Source organism: Sphingosinicella sp., assembly GCF_052387495.1.
Classification (GTDB): Bacteria; Pseudomonadota; Alphaproteobacteria; order Sphingomonadales; family Sphingomonadaceae; genus Allosphingosinicella.
Genome location: NZ_JBQTJC010000024.1, coordinates 24,031 through 40,389, shown reverse-complemented (window position 1 = coordinate 40,389; position 16,359 = coordinate 24,031). Strand labels below are relative to the sequence as shown.

Genomic DNA, 16,359 nt, shown 5'->3' with positions numbered 1-16,359 from the left:
AGTTTTTGCGGGCACGCTTTCCTCCCTAGCAGGCTTCAAGCCTGAACTGGGCCGCCCTTCGGGGCGGCCCGTTCTTTTTCCGGCCCGTCGCCGCTATAGGGTCGCGCCATGAGCCAGGCCGCCGTGGAGCTCCTTTCGGGGGGGCTCGAATCGAAGGTGACCGCCGCCCTCGCGCGCGAGGCGGGGTACCGGCTGCTCGCGCTCACCATCGACTATAACCAGCGCCACAAGGTCGAGCTGCAGGCGGCGGCGACGATCGCGCGGGCCCTCGGCGCCGAGCAGCATATCGTGCTGCCGCTCTATCTCAGCCGCTTCGGCGGTTCGGCGCTGACCTCCGATATCGAGGTGCCGAAGGATGGGCTCGGCAACGACATCCCGGTCACCTACGTCCCGGCGCGCAATACGATCTTTCTCTCGCTCTGCCTCGGCTGGGCGGAGGTCGCGGGCGCGCGCGAATTGTTCATCGGCGTCAACGCGCTCGATTATTCGGGCTATCCCGATTGCCGCCCGGCCTTCGTCGCCTCGTTCGAGGCGATGGCCAACCTCGCCACCAAGGCGGGGGTGGAGGGCGAGCATTTTCGGGTGCGGACGCCGCTGATCGCGATGACCAAGGCCGGGATCGTCAGGGAAGCGGCGCGGCTCGGGCTCGACGCGGCGATGAGCTGGTCATGCTACGATCCGACGCCGGACCTCAAACATTGCGGGCTGTGCGATTCCTGCCGTTTGCGCGCCCGCGGCTTCGCCGAGGCGGGGCTGCCCGATCCGACCGATTATTCGGTGCGCCCGCCGACCTAGTTGGCGCGCTCGCACTCGCGGCGTTCGCGCCCGCGCAGGCGCGAGCAATCGGGCGGGGCGACGTTGATCGGCGAGAGCGGGACAGGGGTGCGATTGAAATAGAAATTCTCGTGCGCGACGGTGAGGCTTGCGCGCAGCTCGCGCATCCGCGCCTGGGCGAGCGCGCCGAACTCGCCCTGGCGCCGGGCCAGCGCCTCGCGCGCGATTCGCGCCGCCGTCTGGCAGAAGCCGAGCTGGGCCTGGAAGGTCGAGAAATTGTTGTAGGTCTGGGTCGAGTAATCGTCGAAGCGGCGCGGCCCGGTGCGGCCGTGAACGCGGCGGAAATAGGCCTCCAGAGAGCTGTAGGCGGCGGCGAGTTCGCGCCCGTGATGGGCGAGGATGCCGTTATAATTGTCGACCGCGCGCAGATAGGGCGAGAATTGGCACTGCAGCGCCGCGACGTTGAGGCCGGAGCGCAGGTTCCAGATCAGATGGGCGCGATATTCGGCCGGGGTCGCCCCTGGCATCGGCAGGCCGACCAGCGGATCGCTGGGCTCGACCGGGCCCGACGCGAAGACCGGCTCATAGAGAAAGAGCTGGGCCGAGGCGGCCTGCGGCGCGAGCGCGCCGGCCGCGGCGAAGGCGGCGGCCTTGAGGGCGAAACTCCAGATGCTCTTCATCGCGCCCTCCCGCCGGTCACTTCGTCATCGTCCAGTAACAAGCCCGCAGCGCGGCCCCTATCCTCCGGCGCGGCGCCCGTCGCGCCCGGGGCACGTCTCGCCCCGGCCGCGCGGGTCCGGCTCACATCCCCGTGACGTTGCTTTCGACGCTGGTGTTGCCGCCCGGCGGCAGCGGCTCGTAGGGCGTGTCGGTCGCCGCATTGTCCATGGGCACCAGCGGAGTCGTCACGTTCGCGGCCGATTCCATCGCGCTCGCATCGTTCATCGGCTGATCGAGCAGAAGGTTGCTGCCGAGATCGTTGCCGGTGTTGGTCGTCGCCGAGTCCCGGCTGCCGCAGCCCGCGGCGAGCAGGGCCGCGCCGGCGAGGATCGCGATCGAAATGGTGCGCATGGAATTCCCTCCTCTGCAATGGATTCGCCCCGAGCTTAGCGGCCCGGGCGAAAAAAAGAAGGCCGCCGGTCGCCCGGCGGCCTTCTCCAAAACGCGTGAGACGCGTGCCTTACATGCCGTTAGACGTGTTGGCGTCGGCCGGCGGCATCATATTCATGTCGGCCGGCGGCATCGCGTTCATGTCCATCGTCATGTTGGCGTCCATGCCCATGTCCATCGCATTGGCGTCCATGGTCGTGGTGTTGCCGAGATCGGTGACGTTGGTCGTGTTGGTGGTGGTCTCGCTGCTGCAAGCCGCGACGGTGAGGGCCGCGCCCGCAATCATCGCACCAACGGTCGCTTTCGAAAGAAGGTTACGCATTAAAGTCTCCCTAGATTGATGATTTGGTTGGGTAGGCCCCCTTTTTGCCCAAATCGGTGCACTCTTATACGGAAAGAAAGCGGCTCTCAACCCTTCCCGTCTCCCGCCTCAAGCGAGGACAGGAATCTCAAAAGCCTGCACTGCAGCGCCAGATCGAATCGGGCAAGGCCATCGGCCACGCCCAACGCCTCGAGGCTGGTCACCGGTGCATCGCCAATACCGCACGGCACGATGCCTGAGAAGTGGGAAAGTTCCGGCGCCGAATTGAGCGCGAAGCCGTGCATCGTCACCCAGCGCCGCACGCGGACGCCGATCGCCCCGATCTTCGCCTCGGCGCCGTCCCGGTCGGTCCAGATTCCGATCCGCCCCGGCGAGCGCCACGCCGCCACGCCGAGCTCGGCCAGCGCGTCGATCACCCAGCCTTCGAGCGCGCGGACGAATCGGCGGATGTCGCGGCCGCGCCGGTCGAGATCGAGCAGCACATAGACGACGCGCTGCCCGGGTCCATGATAGGTGTAGCGCCCGCCGCGCCCCGCCTTGAACACGGGAAAACCTTGCGGGTTGAACAATTCGGCCGGATCGGCGCTCGTCCCGGCGGTGTAGAGCGGCGGATGTTCGAGCAGCCAGATCAGCTCCGAGTCGGCGCCATCGCGAATCGCCGCGGCGCGCGACTCCATCTCGGCGAGCGCGGCGGGATAGGGGGTGTGGCCCGGCGAGACTCGCCACTCGATCCCGGCCGGGACCGGGTTCCGGGCGGGCGTCGCCACCGGGCTCTGCGTTGCGCGCTCCATCGCGCTCGCGCATAGTCGCCGCAACAGCGGAGGAAAAGCGATGGCGAAGCTTTCGATCACGACGGCGTGGAACGAGACGGTGGCCTTTATCGGCCGCGAGGCGCAGCTGATCCTGCCGATCGCCTTCCTGCTCCTCGCCTTGCCCGGCGCCGCGCTCCAGCTTTTCATGCCGACGCCGGCGCCCGGCGCGACTCCGGAATTCCCGCCGATTCTCTTGCTGCTCTTTCCGATCGCGGTCGCCACGGGAATGATCGGCAGCATCGCCATCACCTGGCTCGCGCTGCGCCCGGGCGGCTCGGTCGGCGAGGCGCTGCAGCGCGGGCTCAGCCGCTTCCTCATCCTGTTCGCCGCCTCGCTGCTGATCGGGCTCGCGGCGCTGGCGATCTTCGTCCCGCTCATCCTGCTGCTCGCGGGCGGCACCGTGCTGAGCGGCGGCACGGTTCCCGCGGCGGCGGCCGGCCCGATCCTGCTCGCCATGCTGATCTTCCTGGTCGTCGTCGTCGCCTTCTGGGTGCGGCTGATGCTGATGACGCCGGTCGCCGCGGCCGAGAATGTCGGGCCGATCGGCATCATCTCGCGCAGCTGGGCGCTGACCCAAGGCTATTTCTGGAAGCTGCTCGGCTTCGTCCTGCTGCTGCTCCTCGCCACGCTGATCGTCACCTTCGCCATCTCGGCGGTGATCGGCATCGTCCTGTTCCTCGCCGCCGGCCCGCCCGAGCCCGGCAGCGTCTCGATGATCGTGATGATGATCGTCTCGGCGCTGATCCAGTCGGTGCTGAGCGCGATCTTCCTGACCCTGATCGCGCGGATCTACGCCCAGCTCGCCGGCGGCGACGACAAGAGCGCGGTTTTCACCTAGGATCAGCGGCTTACCGGCTGGACAAAAGGGGCCGCACTCAGCAATCTTGCCCGGGGGAGGGCGCGCCTTCGAAGGGCGGTCCTCAAAAAGGGGGCAGATAATGGATTCGTTCAGCATGGGCGGTGCCTGGCAGGCCGGCGCGCGCTTCTTCGCGGCGCGGCCGCTTCACAATCTCATCCTGATCGTCGGGATCGGCGTGCTGATCCCGATCGCGCTGCAACTGCTCTTCTTCGGGCTCAGCGGCGGACCCCCGGGCGCGGCGCCGGTCGAGGCCGGCGAAGGCGCGGAGCTGAGCGCCGCGGACGCAGCCGCCTTGATCGTGCTCGGGGGGACGTTCGTGCTCCAGGCCGCAACCTATTTCGCCGCCTGGCGGCTGGGCTTCGGAAATCGTGAATCCTTCGGCGGCGCGCTTCTCTTCGGCCTCCTCGCCGGGCTGATCGCCGCAGTCGCCTCGGCGCTTCTGCTCTTCGCCGCCGGCATGGCGGCTGCGCAGGCGGGCCCGCCGGGCATCGTCGTCTTCGTCATTCTCTTCACCCTGCTTCCTGTCATGCTCGCGCTGGCGATCTTCTACACATTCATGGCGGCGCTGATCGGCACCGGCGTGGCGCTGCTGCTCGTGCTGGCGATGGTGCTCGGCACCTCGAGCGGCGACCTCGGGCTCGCCGCGACGATGGTCGGCGGCAGCGGCTTCGTCGTCGTGATGCTGCTGGTGCTGGCGGTCGTGCTGCTCTGGCTGACCGCGCGCCTCTCCTGCACGACCGTCGTGATGGCCGACCGCAAGAGCTACAATCCGTTCGCGGCGATGCGCGCCTCGTGGGAGCTGACCTGGGAGGCGCAGTGGCAGGTGATGGGCTATCTCGCCTTGGTCGCATTGGGTTGCGTCATCCTGCTGATCGCCCTCGCCGCGGCCGTCGGGGCGAGCGCGCAGGCGATGCAGGGCGGCGAATCTCCCACCGCGGCCGGGATCGCCGGGTTGATGGTCGGCATCGCCATGGGGCTCGGCTTCTCGCTGCTCGCGGTGATGCTGCCCGCCGGCATCTACCGCCAGCTCGCCGGGGAAAGGGCGCCGGTCGAGGTCTTCGCCTAACCGATCAGCGGCACCTGCGGCGCGGCGTCGCGCGGGAGGTGGCCGGCGAGGCGGGGGTCGGGGAAGCTTTCGAAGGCGCGGCCCGTCGCGACGAAGCCGGCGCGGAGATAAGCGGGCAAGGCGGCCGGATGATCGAGGCTGCAGGTGTGAACCGTGACCCGCTCGACGTCCTCGCGCCAGACCAGCCGCAGCGTCTCGGCGAACAGCCAGCGGCCGTGGCCCTGGCCCGCGAGCTCCGGGGCGAGGCCGAGAAAGCGGATGAAGCAGGCGCCCGGGGTCTTGAAATCGAGCTCGACCAGGCCCGCTTCCGCGCCGCCCGAATCGCGAACCGCGTGGACCTCGGCGATCGCCGCGCCGAGCGCCGCGTCGTCCATCGCGAGCCGCGAATACCACAGCCAGTTCGCCCCGACCCGTCGGAAGAGCTCGCGGTAGCGCTCGGGATCGACCGCATCCCAGCGCTCCAGCCGCAGCGGCGATTCTGGCACGGAAGCCAGCGCAGGCCGCTGCGTCATTTCCAGGAACGTCACCACCGCCCCGACATGCCCGGCCGGCAGATGCGTGAATCCGTCGCTCATTCCCACGTCGCCAGCGGGGGGAGGCTCATCAGGATGGCGTCGACATTGCCGCCGGTCTTGAGGCCGAACAATGTGCCGCGGTCGTAGATCAGGTTGAACTCGGCATAGCGGCCGCGCCATTCGAGCTGGCGCGCGCGGTCCGCCTCGTTGAAGGGCGTCGCCATCCGCCGCCGCGCCAGCTTCGGGAAGACGTCGAGAAACGCCTCGCCGACGTCGCGGGTGAAGGCGAAATTCTCCTCGAACGTCGCGCCCTCCCCGGGCGCGGCGCATTCGAGATGGTCGTAGAAGATGCCGCCCACGCCCCGGTGCACGCCCCGGTGCGGAATGAAGAAATAGTCCTCCGCCCATTTCGAGAAGCGGCCGTAATAGGTCTGGTCGTGGGCGGCGCAGGCGGCGCGCAGCCGCGCGTGGAAATCGGCCGTGTCCTCCGCATAGGGGATCGGCGGGTTCAAATCCGCGCCGCCGCCGAACCAGCGCCGCGTCGTGCAAAGGAAGCGGGTGTTCATATGGACCGCCGGCACGTGCGGATTGGCCATGTGCGCGACCAGGCTGATCCCCGTCGCGAAGAAGCTCGGGTCCTCGCCGGCGCCGTGGATGGTGCGCGCGAACTCCTCGGAGAAGCGGCCGCCGACGGTGGAGACGTTGACCCCCACCTTCTCGAACACCTTGCCTTTCATCAGCCCCCGCACGCCGCCGCCCCCAGGCGCGCCCTCCGGGTCCTCGCGCTCCCAGCGCTGATAGTCGAACGCAGCGTCCGAGCCCGCCTCGCGCTCGATCGCCTCGAACTCGGCGCAAATCCGGTCCCGCAGCGATTCGAACCAGTCGCGCGCGGCCTGCTGCTGGTCGTCGAGTTCGGTCATTCCGGCCATTGCCTCGTCTGCCTGAGCGCCTCCGCCAGCGCGATGCCCGCGGCGACGGCGATATTCAAGGATCGGGTCTCCCGAACGTGCGGGATGCGGACGCGAAGACCGGCGCGGTCGCGCACGGCATCGGGGACGCCCTTGCTCTCCGAGCCCATTAGCAGCACGTCCGTGGATTCAAACCGGGCCGCGTCCAGCCGCACTTCCGCGTGGGTCGAGTAGAGGATCAGCCGGCCGGACAGCGCCGCCTCGAATCGCGCCCAGTCGACATGCCGGGTGACGTTGGCGAGCTCGGCATAGTCCATCCCGGCGCGCTTCAGCGCCCTATCGCCCCACGGAAAGCCGCAGGGCTCGATCACGTCGACCGGCACGCCGAGGCACGCCGCGAGCCGCAGGATCGTCCCTACATTCCCCGCCTGATCGGGCTGATAGAGCGCGAGCCGCATTCCCCGTCATTGCGAGGAGCGAAGCGACGAAGCAATCCAGACCGTGCCGAATCCTGAATCGCTTCCCCGGCGTGCACCGGGGTCGCAATGACGGATCGCCCACCCGTGCCACAGCGGCGTCAAATTGCATGTTGGCAAACCGCGCCGGGCGCGGCTATCAGGCCCACCGAACCGCGCCGCCCCGTCCGGGGACCGGCGGAGCATGGGGGCGTATCCGTGTTTTCCGGTTCGCGAGACAGGTGCGAAGGACATTATGGCTGCGGTCGAAACCAGCGAGGTCAGCGTCACGGACGGCGTGCGCCGCCGCGACTTCATCAATATCGCCGCGGTGAGCTTCGCCGGCGTCGGCGGCGCGGCCCTGCTCTATCCTCTGGTCAACCAGATGAACCCGTCGGCGGACGTGCTCGCGCTCGCCCAGATCGACGTGGACATCTCCGCGATCCAGCCCGGCCAGGCGATCAAGACGATCTGGCGCAAGCAGCCTATCTTCATCCGTAACCTCACGCCCGCCGAGATCGAGGCGGCGAACGCGGTCGACATCGGCTCGCTGCGCGATCCCCAGACGCTTGCCGAACGCACCCGGGAAGGCCACACCAACTGGCTGATCACGCTCGGCGTCTGCACCCATCTGGGCTGCGTGCCGCTGGGCGCGGCGGAGGGCGAGAACAAGGGCGAATATGGCGGCTATTTCTGTCCCTGCCACGGCTCGCACTACGACACGGCGGCGCGCGTTCGCAAAGGGCCAGCGCCGACCAATCTCGAAGTGCCGGAATATGAGTTCACCACCGACACAACCGTCCGCATCGGCTGAGGTTAGACAAAGATGAGCTTCCCCTGGGCTGAGCAATATGCGCCGAAGCATCCGTTCATGCGCTGGCTGGACGAGCGCCTGCCCTTGCCGCGCCTCGTCCACGGTTCGGTCGGCGGCGGCTATCCGCTGCCGCGCAACCTCAATTATTTCTGGAATTTCGGCGTCCTCGCCGGACTCGCTCTGGTCATCCAGATCGTCACCGGCATCGTCCTCGCCATGCATTACGAGCCTTCGGCGGCGGGGGCGTTCAACTCGGTCGAGCACATCATGCGCAACGTCAACCAGGGCTGGTTCCTGCGCTATCTCCACGCCAACGGCGCGAGCTTCTTCTTCATCGTCACCTATCTGCACATCTTCCGCGGCCTCTATTACGGCTCCTACAAGGCGCCCCGCGAGATGGTGTGGATGCTGGGGCTCGTCATCTTCCTCCTGATGATGGCGACCGCCTTCATGGGCTATGTCCTGCCCTGGGGGCAGATGAGCTTCTGGGGCGCCAAGGTGATCACCGGCCTGTTCGGCGCGATTCCCCTGGTCGGCGAGCCGATCCAGACCTGGCTGATCGGCGGCTATGCGCCCGATCAGGCGACTTTGACCCGTTTCTACTCGCTCCACTATCTGCTGCCCTTCGTGATCGCGGGCGTGGTCATCCTCCACATTTGGGCGCTGCACATTCCGGGCTCGGGCAACCCGACCGGGGTCGACGTGAAGAGCCCGCAGGACACGGTCCCCTTCCACCCCTATTACACCGCGAAGGACGGCTTCGGCGCGGGCGTCGCCCTGATCTTCCTCGCCATCCTCGTCTTCTTCATGCCGAACTATCTCGGCCACGCCGACAATTACATCCCGGCCAACCCGCTCTCGACCCCGGCGCACATCGTCCCCGAATGGTATTTCTGGCCGTTCTACGCGATCCTGCGCGCCTTCACGGTCGACTTCATCCTGCCGGCGAAGCTGTGGGGCGTGCTCGCCATGTTCGGCTCGATCCTGCTGCTCTTCTTCCTGCCCTGGCTCGACAAGTCGCCGGTGCGCTCCGGGAGCTACCGACCGAAGTTCAAGATTTTCTTCTGGATTCTGGTCGTCGACGTGGGTGTGCTCGCCTTTTGCGGCGGCATGCCGGCGGAGGAGCCCTATGTGATGCTCAGCCAGGTCGCGACCATGTACTATTTCGCGCACTTCCTGATGATCCTGCCGATCCTGTCGATGGTCGAGCGGACGAAGCCGCTGCCCAATTCCATCTCGGAAAGCGTGCTGCACGGCGAGGCCGCGGAAGCGGCGCCCTACGGCGTCCAGCCGGCTCCGGCCGAATAAGGGGAACGAGAAGAACATGGTCCGCATTCTCGGCGTTCTGGTCGGCCTCGGCTTCGTCGGCGTCGCCGCCTGGTCGCTGCTCTGGGGGGTGATCGCCTTCTCGCAGGAGGGCTTGCCGCACACGGTGGAGCACGATTTCCATCATGAGGCCCGCGACATCGCGTTCTCGTTCGACGGCCCCTTCGGCCGCTACGACAATCAGCAGCTGCAGCGCGGTTTCCAGGTCTATCGCGAGGTCTGCGCCGCCTGCCACGGCCTCGGCCTGGTCGCGTTCCGCAACCTTCAGGGCATCGGCTACAGCGAGGCCGAGGTCCGCGCGATCGCGGCGCAATGGCCGATCCAGGTGCCCTCGGTGAACCCCGATACGGGCGAGCCCGCGACTCGCCCGGCGATCCCCGCCGACCGATTCCCGCAGCCTTATGCCAACGAGGTCGCCGCGCGCGCCGCGAACAACAACGCGCTGCCGCCGGACCTCTCGCTGATCACCAAAGCCCGCCACGGCGGGGCGCCTTATATCGCCTCGCTGCTCACCGGCTATCAGGACCCGCCGGCCGAGCTTCCGGCCGAGAACCGGCCGGGCACCGGGCTGCACTACAACCCTTATTTCGCGAATTTGAACATCGCGATGCCGCCGCCGATCACCGCCGACGGCCAGGTCACCTATGCGCCGGGCAATCTGCCCGCGACCCGCCAGCAGATGGCGGAGGACGTCTCCGCCTTTCTCGCCTGGGCGGCCGAGCCCAATCTGGGCGCGCGGCGCGACATGGGGATCGTGGTGCTGATCTTCCTCGCCGTCGCCACCATGCTCGCCTACCTGGCCTATCAGAACGTCTGGGCGAGCGCGAAGCGCGCGGTCCGCATCACGGGCGCGCTCGATCCGGAGAATATAGCCAAGCGCGAGGCGGCGAGCCGCGAGGCCGGCGTCGAGGGTTAGGCTTCAGGCGCCACCCGACCGAGTCATCCCGGACTTGATCCGAGATCCATGAACACGGAATGCGAATCATCGCGCGCGGCGGTGTTCATGGATGCTGAATCAAGTTCAGCATGACGATAAGGGTGTCAGTCGGCGGGCCGGCGGCGGATCAGCACGATCGAGGTGAAGGTGAGCACCGGGACATCGTCCTGGTTGGTCACCGTCGTCCTGGTGCGGAACGAGCCGATTTCGGGCTTCGAGCGGGACGGCGTCTTTTCCAGGATTTGCCCGCGCACGTGGAGCGTGTCGCCGGGATAGACGGGTTTGAGCCAGCGCAATTCGTCGATCCCCGGCGCGCCGAGCCCGGCCTGCTCCTCGGCGACGACCTTGCGCGCGATCACTCCCATCACCATCGCGCAGGTGTGCCAGCCGCTCGCCGAGAGTCGTCCGAAATAGGTCTTGGCGGCGGCCTCGTCGGAAAGGTGGAAGGGCTGCGGATCATATTTGCGCGCGAACTCCAGCACCTCCTCGCGCGTCACCTCGACGCTGCCGAAATAGCTTTCCTTGCCGACCTCGAGGTCCTCGAAATAGATCACGCGCGTCTCCGTTAATCCGTCATTCCCGCGAAAGCGGGAATCTCAGTTCGCCTTTGCAACTAATGGCAGAGGGATTCCAGCTTTCGCTGGAATGACGAGTTAAACCTCCCGCAGCGCGACCTCGCCGTGCGCCATGGCGAGGGTGGCGCGCTTGCTCAGGCTCCCGCCGGGCGTGCTCACCCGGTCCACCACCATGTAGTTGGTCCGCCATTCGTCGGACGTGACGTCGCAGGTGAGGTAGCCGCGCTGGTCGTTGATGAAGCGGATCTGGGGGTTGCTGGCGAGGATGCGCTCCGAGCCCTCGCGGCGGTCCGAGCCGTCGCCGCCGGAGGAGATCGAGGTGGCGACGAACTCGACCGCCACGGCACGGTCGCGGTCGTGGAGCAGCCCGGCGAAATTCTGGTGCTCGTCGCCGGTCAGCACGACGACATTGTTGAGTCCGGCCATCCGCGCGAGCAGCCGCCGACGCGGCGTCTCGTAAGCGGCCCAGGTGTCCATGTTGAGCACGCGGCCGCTGTCGTCCCAATTGTTGCGGTCGATGGACATCATCATGATCTGCTGGGCGAGGCAGTTCCACCGCGCCTGGTTGCGCTGAAGGTTGCGCGCGAGCCACGCCTCCTGCTCGGCGCCCAATATGGTCGCGTTCGCCGCCTCGATCTCTTGGCAGACCGGGGTGAAGCCGTCGCGGCAGGGCTGGTTGGAGCGATATTGGCGGGTGTCGAGGATATCGATCTCGGCGAGATTCCCGACCCGCACGGCGCGGTGCATGCGGACCTCGCCGTTGCGCGGCATCAGCGCGCGGCGCACCGGCATATGCTCGTACCAGGCCTGGAGCGCGGCGGCGCGGCGCAGGCGGAAGATTTCGGGCGGAATCTCGTCCCAGTCCGTGTCCTGCGTCCAATTGTCGGCGATCTCATGGTCGTCGAACGAGTGGAAGAAGGCGTGGGTGGCATGGGCGCGCTGGAGGTCCGGATCGGCCTTGTACTGGGCGTAGCGCCGCCGATAATCGTCGAGGCTGTAGAGGGTGTCGCCGGCGACCTCGCGCACGGCGACGATCAGCTCGCCGGCGCGGCCCCGCCGGGTCGGCCCGCCGCGATATTCGTAGATATAGTCGCCATAATGATAGACGAAGGCGAGCTCCTCCTCGGCGAGGTGGCGGTGGGCGGTGTAATAGCCGTCGGGATAGCTCTGGCAGCCGCAGACGCCGAAGCTCAGCCGCTCCGGGCTGCTCGCGGCGAGAGGCAGGGTGCGGGCGCGGCCGTGGATGCTGCGCTCGCCCGGCACTTGGAAGCGGTACCAATAGGGCCGGTCGGGCTGGAGCCCCGCGACCTCGACATGGATGCTGTGGCCGAGCTCGGGCCGCGCCACCGCCTGGCCCTGCGCGACGCGGTTGCGGAAAGCCTCGTCGTCGGCGACCTCCCAGCTCACCTCCATCGGCGCCATCGCCATCCCGCCATGCTGCTCCAGCGGCTGCGGCGCGAGCCGGGTCCAGATCACAAAGCCGTCGGGCGAGGGGTCGCCCGAAGCGACCCCGAGGCTGAACGGGTAAGCGCGGAAAACCGTCTGCGCCCGGATGATGGCGGGCGCCGCGAACGTCGCGGCGGCCCCGGCGATGAAGTGGCGGCGCGTGAGCATGGTGGCCTCCCACGTCATCCCGGCGAAGGCCGGGATCTCGGCACAAGACGTCTCGGCGCTTCACACCGAGACCCCGGCCTTCGCCGGGGTGACGATCCTTGTCAAACGTTGAAGCGGAACAGCAGCACGTCGCCGTCCTGGACGACATAGTCCTTGCCCTCGGCGCGCATCCTGCCTGCCTCCTTGGCGCCCGCCTCGCCGCCGCACGCGACGAAATCCTCATAGGCGATGGTCTCGGCGCGGATGAAGCCGCGCTCGAAATCGGTGTGGATCACGCCCGCCGCTTGCGGCGCCTTCGCGCCTTTCTCGACCGTCCAGGCGCGCGCTTCCTTCGGCCCCGCGGTGAAGAAGGTGATGAGGTGGAGGAGGTCGTATCCGGCGCGGATCACCTGGGCGAGGCCGGTCTCCGTGAGGCCGAGATCGGCGAGGAATTCGGGGCGGTCGGCCGGGTCCATGGTCGCGATCTCGGCCTCGATCGCCGCGGAGATGACCACCGCTCCGGCCCCTTCGGCGGCGGCCTTCTCGAAGACCCGCGCGCTGTGCGCGTTGCCGCTCGCGGCGTCGCCCTCGTCGACGTTGCAGACGTAGAGGATCGGCTTGGCGGTCAGCAGCTGCGCGCGCTCCAGCGCCAGCTTCTCCTCATGGTCCTTCGGCTGGGTCAGCCGCGCGGGCTTCGAGGCGCGCAGCAGGTCCAGCGCCTGGCCGAGGACGGAGGCCTGGACCTTCGCCTCCTTGTCGCCCTGCTGCGCCTTCTTGAGGAGATTGGGGACGCGCTTCTCGAGGCTTTCGAGGTCGGCAAGCATCAGCTCGGTCTCGACCGTTTCCGCATCGGCGACCGGATCGACCCGGCCCTCGACATGGGTGACGTCGCCACCCTCGAAGCACCTGAGGACATGGACGATCGCATCGACCTCGCGGATGTTGCCGAGGAACTGATTGCCGAGCCCCTCGCCGGTCGAGGCGCCGCGCACCAGGCCGGCGATGTCGACGAACTCCAATTGCGTCTCGATCTCCTGCGCGGAGCCTGCGATCTCGCGAATCCGGTCGAGCCGCGGATCGGGCACGGCGACCCGGCCGACATTGGGCTCGATCGTGCAGAAGGGATAGTTGGCCGCCTGCGCCGCCGCCGTCTCGGTCAGCGCGTTGAACAAGGTGGATTTGCCGACATTCGGCAGCCCGACAATTCCGCAACGAAAGCCCATTCGAAGACCTCAACAAAATTCCTCCCCCGGATTTCCGGGGGAGGGGGACTAGGCGCAGCCTGGTGGAGGGGACCCCTCCACCGTCCTGTGGACGGTCCCCCTCCCCTGCAAAAGCAGGGGAGGATTGAAGGCCGCTCCGTTAGCCGTTGCGCTTGGCGATTGCCAGCATAGTCTCCGCGCAATCCGAAGGGGGATTTTCATGTCGCTACGCCTCGCCTGCCTGCTGCTGCTCGCGCTGCTGTCCGCGCCCGCGCTCGCCATCGATCCGCCGGCGCAGGTGCTGCAGGGGACGAGTGCGCAGAGCGGCCTGCTCACCGTCCATGTCGACCGGCGGCAGGGTCGGATCCTGCTCGCGCTGCCGGCGCCCGACGCGCAGGGGATTTCGGGGCGCTTCGTCTATGTCTCGGCGCTCGAGACCGGGCTCGGCTCGGCGCCGATCGGGCTCGACCGGGGCCTAGCGAGCGGCTCGAAGATCCTCGTCTTCCGCCGAGTCGGGCGGCGGGTGGCCGCCGAGATCGAGAACAGCCGCTTCCGCGCGCCGGGCGGGACCTTGCTCGAGCAGGCGGGGGTGCGCACCAGCTTCGCTTATTCGACGATCTGGATGGGCGAGGTCGCCGCCGAGACCGCCGACGGCGGCTTCCTCGTCGACGTCGCCTCCTTCATCGCCCGCGACGATCTCGGAATCGCCCAGGCGCTGCGCGCCGGCAATGGCGGCGAGTTTCGGCTGGTGCCGGAGCTCAGCGTCGCCGATCCCAATGCGGTCCGCGTCTTCCCGGAGAATGTCGAGCTGGAAGGGAGACTCACCTTCGTCTCCGCCGCGCCGACCGCCGAAGTGAACAACATCTCCCCGGTCAACGGCAACCTCAGCTTCATCGTCCGCCATTCGCTGATCCGCCTGCCCGAGCCGGGCTATGTCCAGCGCCGCTTCGATCCGCGCGCGGGGAGCTTCGGCACGCAGGTGGTGGATTATTCGCAGCCTTTGGGCGCGCCGATCGTCTACGAGCTCGCAAACCGCTTTCGGCTGGAGCGGCTCGATCCGGGAGCGCCGCGCTCGCGCGTGCGGAGGCCGATCGTCTTCTACATCGACCGTGCCGCGCCCGAGCCGATCCGCACCGCGCTCTACGAAGGCGTCGACTGGTGGCGCGAGGCGTTCGAGCGGGCGGGCTATATCGATGCCTTCCGGGTCGAGTACCTCCCCGAGGACGCCGATCCGCTCGACGTCCGCTACAACGTCGTCCACTGGGTCAGCCGCGCCACCCGGGGCTGGTCCTACGGCCAGGTGATCGAGGACCCGCGCACCGGCGAGATCATCCGCGGCCAGGTGCTGCTCGGCTCGCTCCGGGTGCGGCAGGACATGCTGATCTTCGAAGGGCTGGTCGGCGCCGGCCAGACCGGGACGGGCGGCCCTGACGACCCGGTCCGCGCCGCGCTCGCGCGCATCCGTCAGCTCGCCGCGCACGAGGTTGGCCACGCGCTCGGCCTCGCCCACAATTTCGCCGCCTCGACGCAGGATCGCTATTCGGTGATGGACTATCCGGCGCCGCGCATCGCCCTCGTCAACGGCGTGCCGAGCATCGCCGACGCTTATGGCGTCGGCGTTGGCCGCTGGGACCTGTTCGCGGTCGACTGGCTCTACGGCACCGACAGCGACGCCGAAGGCGACCGGCGGATGGCCGCCGGTCTCGCCGAGGGTCTGCGCTTCGTCGGCGACGGCGAGGCCCGCCCGCCCGGCTCGGCGCAGCCTTATGGCAGCTTGTGGGACGATTTTGCCGATCCGGTCGCGGAGCTGACCCGGATGATGGCGGTTCGGCAGGCGGCGGTGGCCCGCTTCGGCCCCCATGCGCTCTATCCGGGCGAGCCGGTTTCCAATCTCAGGCGGAAGTTCGTGCCGATCTGGCTGCTCCACCGCTACCAGGTCGAGGCGGCGGTGAAGCTCGTCGGCGGCGTCGAGTTCGCCTATTCGCGCAACGGCGACGGGCAGGAGGCGGCGCGGGTGGTCGATCTGGACCGCCAGCGGGCCGCGCTCGATGCACTGATCGCGACGCTGACGCCGCAGGCGCTCGCCGTCCCCGAGGGCCTGCTCCCCTATCTCTCCGCCGGCTGGTCAGGCAGCACCGACCGGCAGGAGGCGATCGAGATTTTCCGCACCGCCGGCGCCAACATCTTCGATCCGCTCATCGCCTCGGAGGTCGCCGCACAGCACACGCTCAACAATCTGCTCGCCCCCGATCGACTCAACCGGCTCGAAATCCAGAGCCGAGGTGCTTCGGACTGGCTGACCCCGGCGGACCTCTTCGAGCGGCTGATCGCGGAGGCGACCCGCACCGGCGGCGATGCCTCCGAGCAATTGCTCCGCCGCCGCGTTGGCACCGCGATCGTCCTCGCGATCGCCCGCGTCCAGCGCGATCCGGCCCTCTCGCCAACCGTCGCGCTGGCGCTTTCCGACCGGCTGGCGCGGCTGGAGAGGCAACTCGCCGCGACCGGCGGCGGCGGCGCGCAATCCGAATGGAGCCGCGGCCTCGGCCGCCTGCTCGGCGACAATGCCGCGCTCACCGCCGCCCTCGCCGAGCAGCGCCGAATCCCCCAAATCCCGCCCGGCATGCCGATCGGCGGCGGGGAATAGCCCATCTCCGTCATTGCGAGCGAAGCGAAGCAATCCAGTTCCGGCCTAGGATGGATTGCTTCGTCGCTGCGCTCCTCGCAATGACGATTAGGGTCAGAGCCGGGGCAACCGCCGGTCTCTCCGGCACTGGCTCAGCGGCACCGGGCTCGCCGAGCGGATCCGCGTTATGCGCATGGTCCGGCGGTCGGTCTCGACCGTCATGCAGGCGCAGCCATGGCCGTAATAGCCGTTGGTGCGCACCCAGCCGCGCGTCGTCATGTCGGGCATATTGTCCATGCCGGGCGCCTGATAGCCGCCCTGCGCGCCGATCAGCCACTCGCCGTCGCGATCGACCAGCCACCAGTTCGCCGGAGTCGGATTCTGCAGCCAGCCGCAGCGCCGCTCGGGCTGGCTCTGAATGGCGCCAAGCGCGACGAGGGCGAGGAACGAAGCCAGCATAGATCCAAT

At 68.2% G+C, this 16,359-nt stretch carries 18 protein-coding genes; 7 read left to right on the top strand and 11 right to left on the bottom strand.

Features of this window, described 5'->3' with window-relative positions; all coding sequences use genetic code 11:
* The first annotated feature begins 108 nt into the window (after nucleotides 1-108).
* Entirely contained in the window at nucleotides 109-795 is a 687-nt protein-coding gene (gene queC, locus ACT4N8_RS01870; protein WP_444856440.1) for a 7-cyano-7-deazaguanine synthase QueC, read from the top strand.
* On the opposite strand, the gene ACT4N8_RS01865 is transcribed toward queC, so the two are convergent.
* The 4 genes from ACT4N8_RS01865 to lipB form a co-directional block, all read right to left on the bottom strand.
* Nucleotides 792-1,454 (bottom strand): hypothetical protein, encoded by a 663-nt coding sequence (locus ACT4N8_RS01865; protein WP_444856439.1) that lies wholly within the window; start codon nucleotides 1,452-1,454, stop codon nucleotides 792-794. The two genes, queC and ACT4N8_RS01865, sit on opposite strands and share 4 nt — an antisense overlap.
* Before the next feature lie 121 nt (nucleotides 1,455-1,575).
* The gene (locus tag ACT4N8_RS01860; protein WP_444856438.1) at nucleotides 1,576-1,845 is read right to left on the bottom strand and encodes a hypothetical protein; all 270 of its coding nucleotides are present in this window, start codon (nucleotides 1,843-1,845) and stop codon (nucleotides 1,576-1,578) included.
* 109 nt (nucleotides 1,846-1,954) lie between these two features.
* Nucleotides 1,955-2,206, bottom strand: a complete 252-nt coding sequence (locus ACT4N8_RS01855) for a hypothetical protein (protein ID WP_444856437.1) — start codon at nucleotides 2,204-2,206, stop codon at nucleotides 1,955-1,957.
* An 86-nt stretch (nucleotides 2,207-2,292) separates the two neighbouring features.
* Nucleotides 2,293-2,997, bottom strand: a complete 705-nt coding sequence (gene lipB, locus ACT4N8_RS01850; protein WP_444856436.1) for a lipoyl(octanoyl) transferase LipB — start codon at nucleotides 2,995-2,997, stop codon at nucleotides 2,293-2,295.
* A gap of 40 nt (nucleotides 2,998-3,037) precedes the next feature.
* On the opposite strand from lipB, the gene ACT4N8_RS01845 reads away from it, so the two are divergent.
* Together ACT4N8_RS01845 and ACT4N8_RS01840 are read left to right on the top strand one after the other, a co-directional pair.
* Nucleotides 3,038-3,856, top strand: coding sequence for a glycerophosphoryl diester phosphodiesterase membrane domain-containing protein (locus ACT4N8_RS01845; protein WP_444856435.1), 819 nt, complete (start codon nucleotides 3,038-3,040; stop codon nucleotides 3,854-3,856).
* 100 nt (nucleotides 3,857-3,956) lie between these two features.
* Nucleotides 3,957-4,943, top strand: a complete 987-nt coding sequence (locus ACT4N8_RS01840; RefSeq protein WP_444856434.1) for a hypothetical protein — start codon at nucleotides 3,957-3,959, stop codon at nucleotides 4,941-4,943.
* Here the strand turns inward: ACT4N8_RS01840 and ACT4N8_RS01835 are convergent.
* From ACT4N8_RS01835 to ACT4N8_RS01825, 3 genes are read right to left on the bottom strand one after another with little or no spacing between them, the layout of a single operon-like run.
* Nucleotides 4,940-5,518 carry a GNAT family N-acetyltransferase gene (locus ACT4N8_RS01835; RefSeq protein WP_444856433.1) on the bottom strand — a complete coding sequence of 193 codons (579 nt, stop codon included), beginning with the start codon at nucleotides 5,516-5,518 and terminating at the stop codon, nucleotides 4,940-4,942. The genes ACT4N8_RS01840 and ACT4N8_RS01835 overlap by 4 nt on opposite strands.
* The gene (gene hemF, locus ACT4N8_RS01830) at nucleotides 5,515-6,378 is read right to left on the bottom strand and encodes an oxygen-dependent coproporphyrinogen oxidase (RefSeq protein ID WP_444856432.1); all 864 of its coding nucleotides are present in this window, start codon (nucleotides 6,376-6,378) and stop codon (nucleotides 5,515-5,517) included. Before hemF ends, ACT4N8_RS01835 begins: the two co-directional genes overlap by 4 nt.
* Nucleotides 6,375-6,824, bottom strand: coding sequence for a tRNA (cytidine(34)-2'-O)-methyltransferase (locus ACT4N8_RS01825; RefSeq protein WP_444856431.1), 450 nt, complete (start codon nucleotides 6,822-6,824; stop codon nucleotides 6,375-6,377). Before ACT4N8_RS01825 ends, hemF begins: the two co-directional genes overlap by 4 nt.
* Nucleotides 6,825-7,077: 253 nt before the next feature.
* Here ACT4N8_RS01825 and petA point away from each other — a divergent pair, with 253 nt between their 5' ends.
* The 3 genes from petA to ACT4N8_RS01810 are packed head-to-tail and all read left to right on the top strand — an operon-like array spanning nucleotide 7,078 to nucleotide 9,877.
* Nucleotides 7,078-7,635 (top strand): ubiquinol-cytochrome c reductase iron-sulfur subunit, encoded by a 558-nt coding sequence (gene petA, locus ACT4N8_RS01820; RefSeq protein WP_444856430.1) that lies wholly within the window; start codon nucleotides 7,078-7,080, stop codon nucleotides 7,633-7,635.
* 12 nt (nucleotides 7,636-7,647) lie between these two features.
* Complete coding sequence (locus tag ACT4N8_RS01815; protein WP_444856429.1) at nucleotides 7,648-8,943, top strand: cytochrome b; 1,296 nt, start codon at nucleotides 7,648-7,650, stop codon at nucleotides 8,941-8,943.
* Between the two features lie 16 nt (nucleotides 8,944-8,959).
* Entirely contained in the window at nucleotides 8,960-9,877 is a 918-nt protein-coding gene (locus tag ACT4N8_RS01810) for a cytochrome c1 (RefSeq protein WP_444856428.1), read from the top strand.
* Nucleotides 9,878-10,002: 125 nt separating this feature from the next.
* Here ACT4N8_RS01810 and ACT4N8_RS01805 read toward each other — a convergent pair whose 3' ends face one another.
* From ACT4N8_RS01805 to ychF, 3 genes are all read right to left on the bottom strand, one after another.
* On the bottom strand, nucleotides 10,003-10,452 hold the full coding sequence (locus ACT4N8_RS01805) for a MaoC family dehydratase (RefSeq protein WP_444856427.1): 450 nt from the start codon (nucleotides 10,450-10,452) through the stop codon (nucleotides 10,003-10,005).
* A gap of 99 nt (nucleotides 10,453-10,551) precedes the next feature.
* Entirely contained in the window at nucleotides 10,552-12,087 is a 1,536-nt protein-coding gene (locus ACT4N8_RS01800) for an alkaline phosphatase D family protein (RefSeq protein WP_444856426.1), read from the bottom strand.
* Nucleotides 12,088-12,188: 101 nt separating this feature from the next.
* Nucleotides 12,189-13,289, bottom strand: coding sequence for a redox-regulated ATPase YchF (gene ychF / locus ACT4N8_RS01795; RefSeq protein WP_444856425.1), 1,101 nt, complete (start codon nucleotides 13,287-13,289; stop codon nucleotides 12,189-12,191).
* A gap of 199 nt (nucleotides 13,290-13,488) precedes the next feature.
* Between ychF and ACT4N8_RS01790 the strand changes: the two genes are divergently transcribed.
* Nucleotides 13,489-15,912, top strand: coding sequence for a zinc-dependent metalloprotease (locus ACT4N8_RS01790; RefSeq protein WP_444856424.1), 2,424 nt, complete (start codon nucleotides 13,489-13,491; stop codon nucleotides 15,910-15,912).
* Nucleotides 15,913-16,005: 93 nt separating this feature from the next.
* On the opposite strand, the gene ACT4N8_RS01785 is transcribed toward ACT4N8_RS01790, so the two are convergent.
* Complete coding sequence (locus ACT4N8_RS01785) at nucleotides 16,006-16,350, bottom strand: DUF4087 domain-containing protein (protein ID WP_444856423.1); 345 nt, start codon at nucleotides 16,348-16,350, stop codon at nucleotides 16,006-16,008.
* Nucleotides 16,351-16,359: the final 9 nt, after the last annotated feature.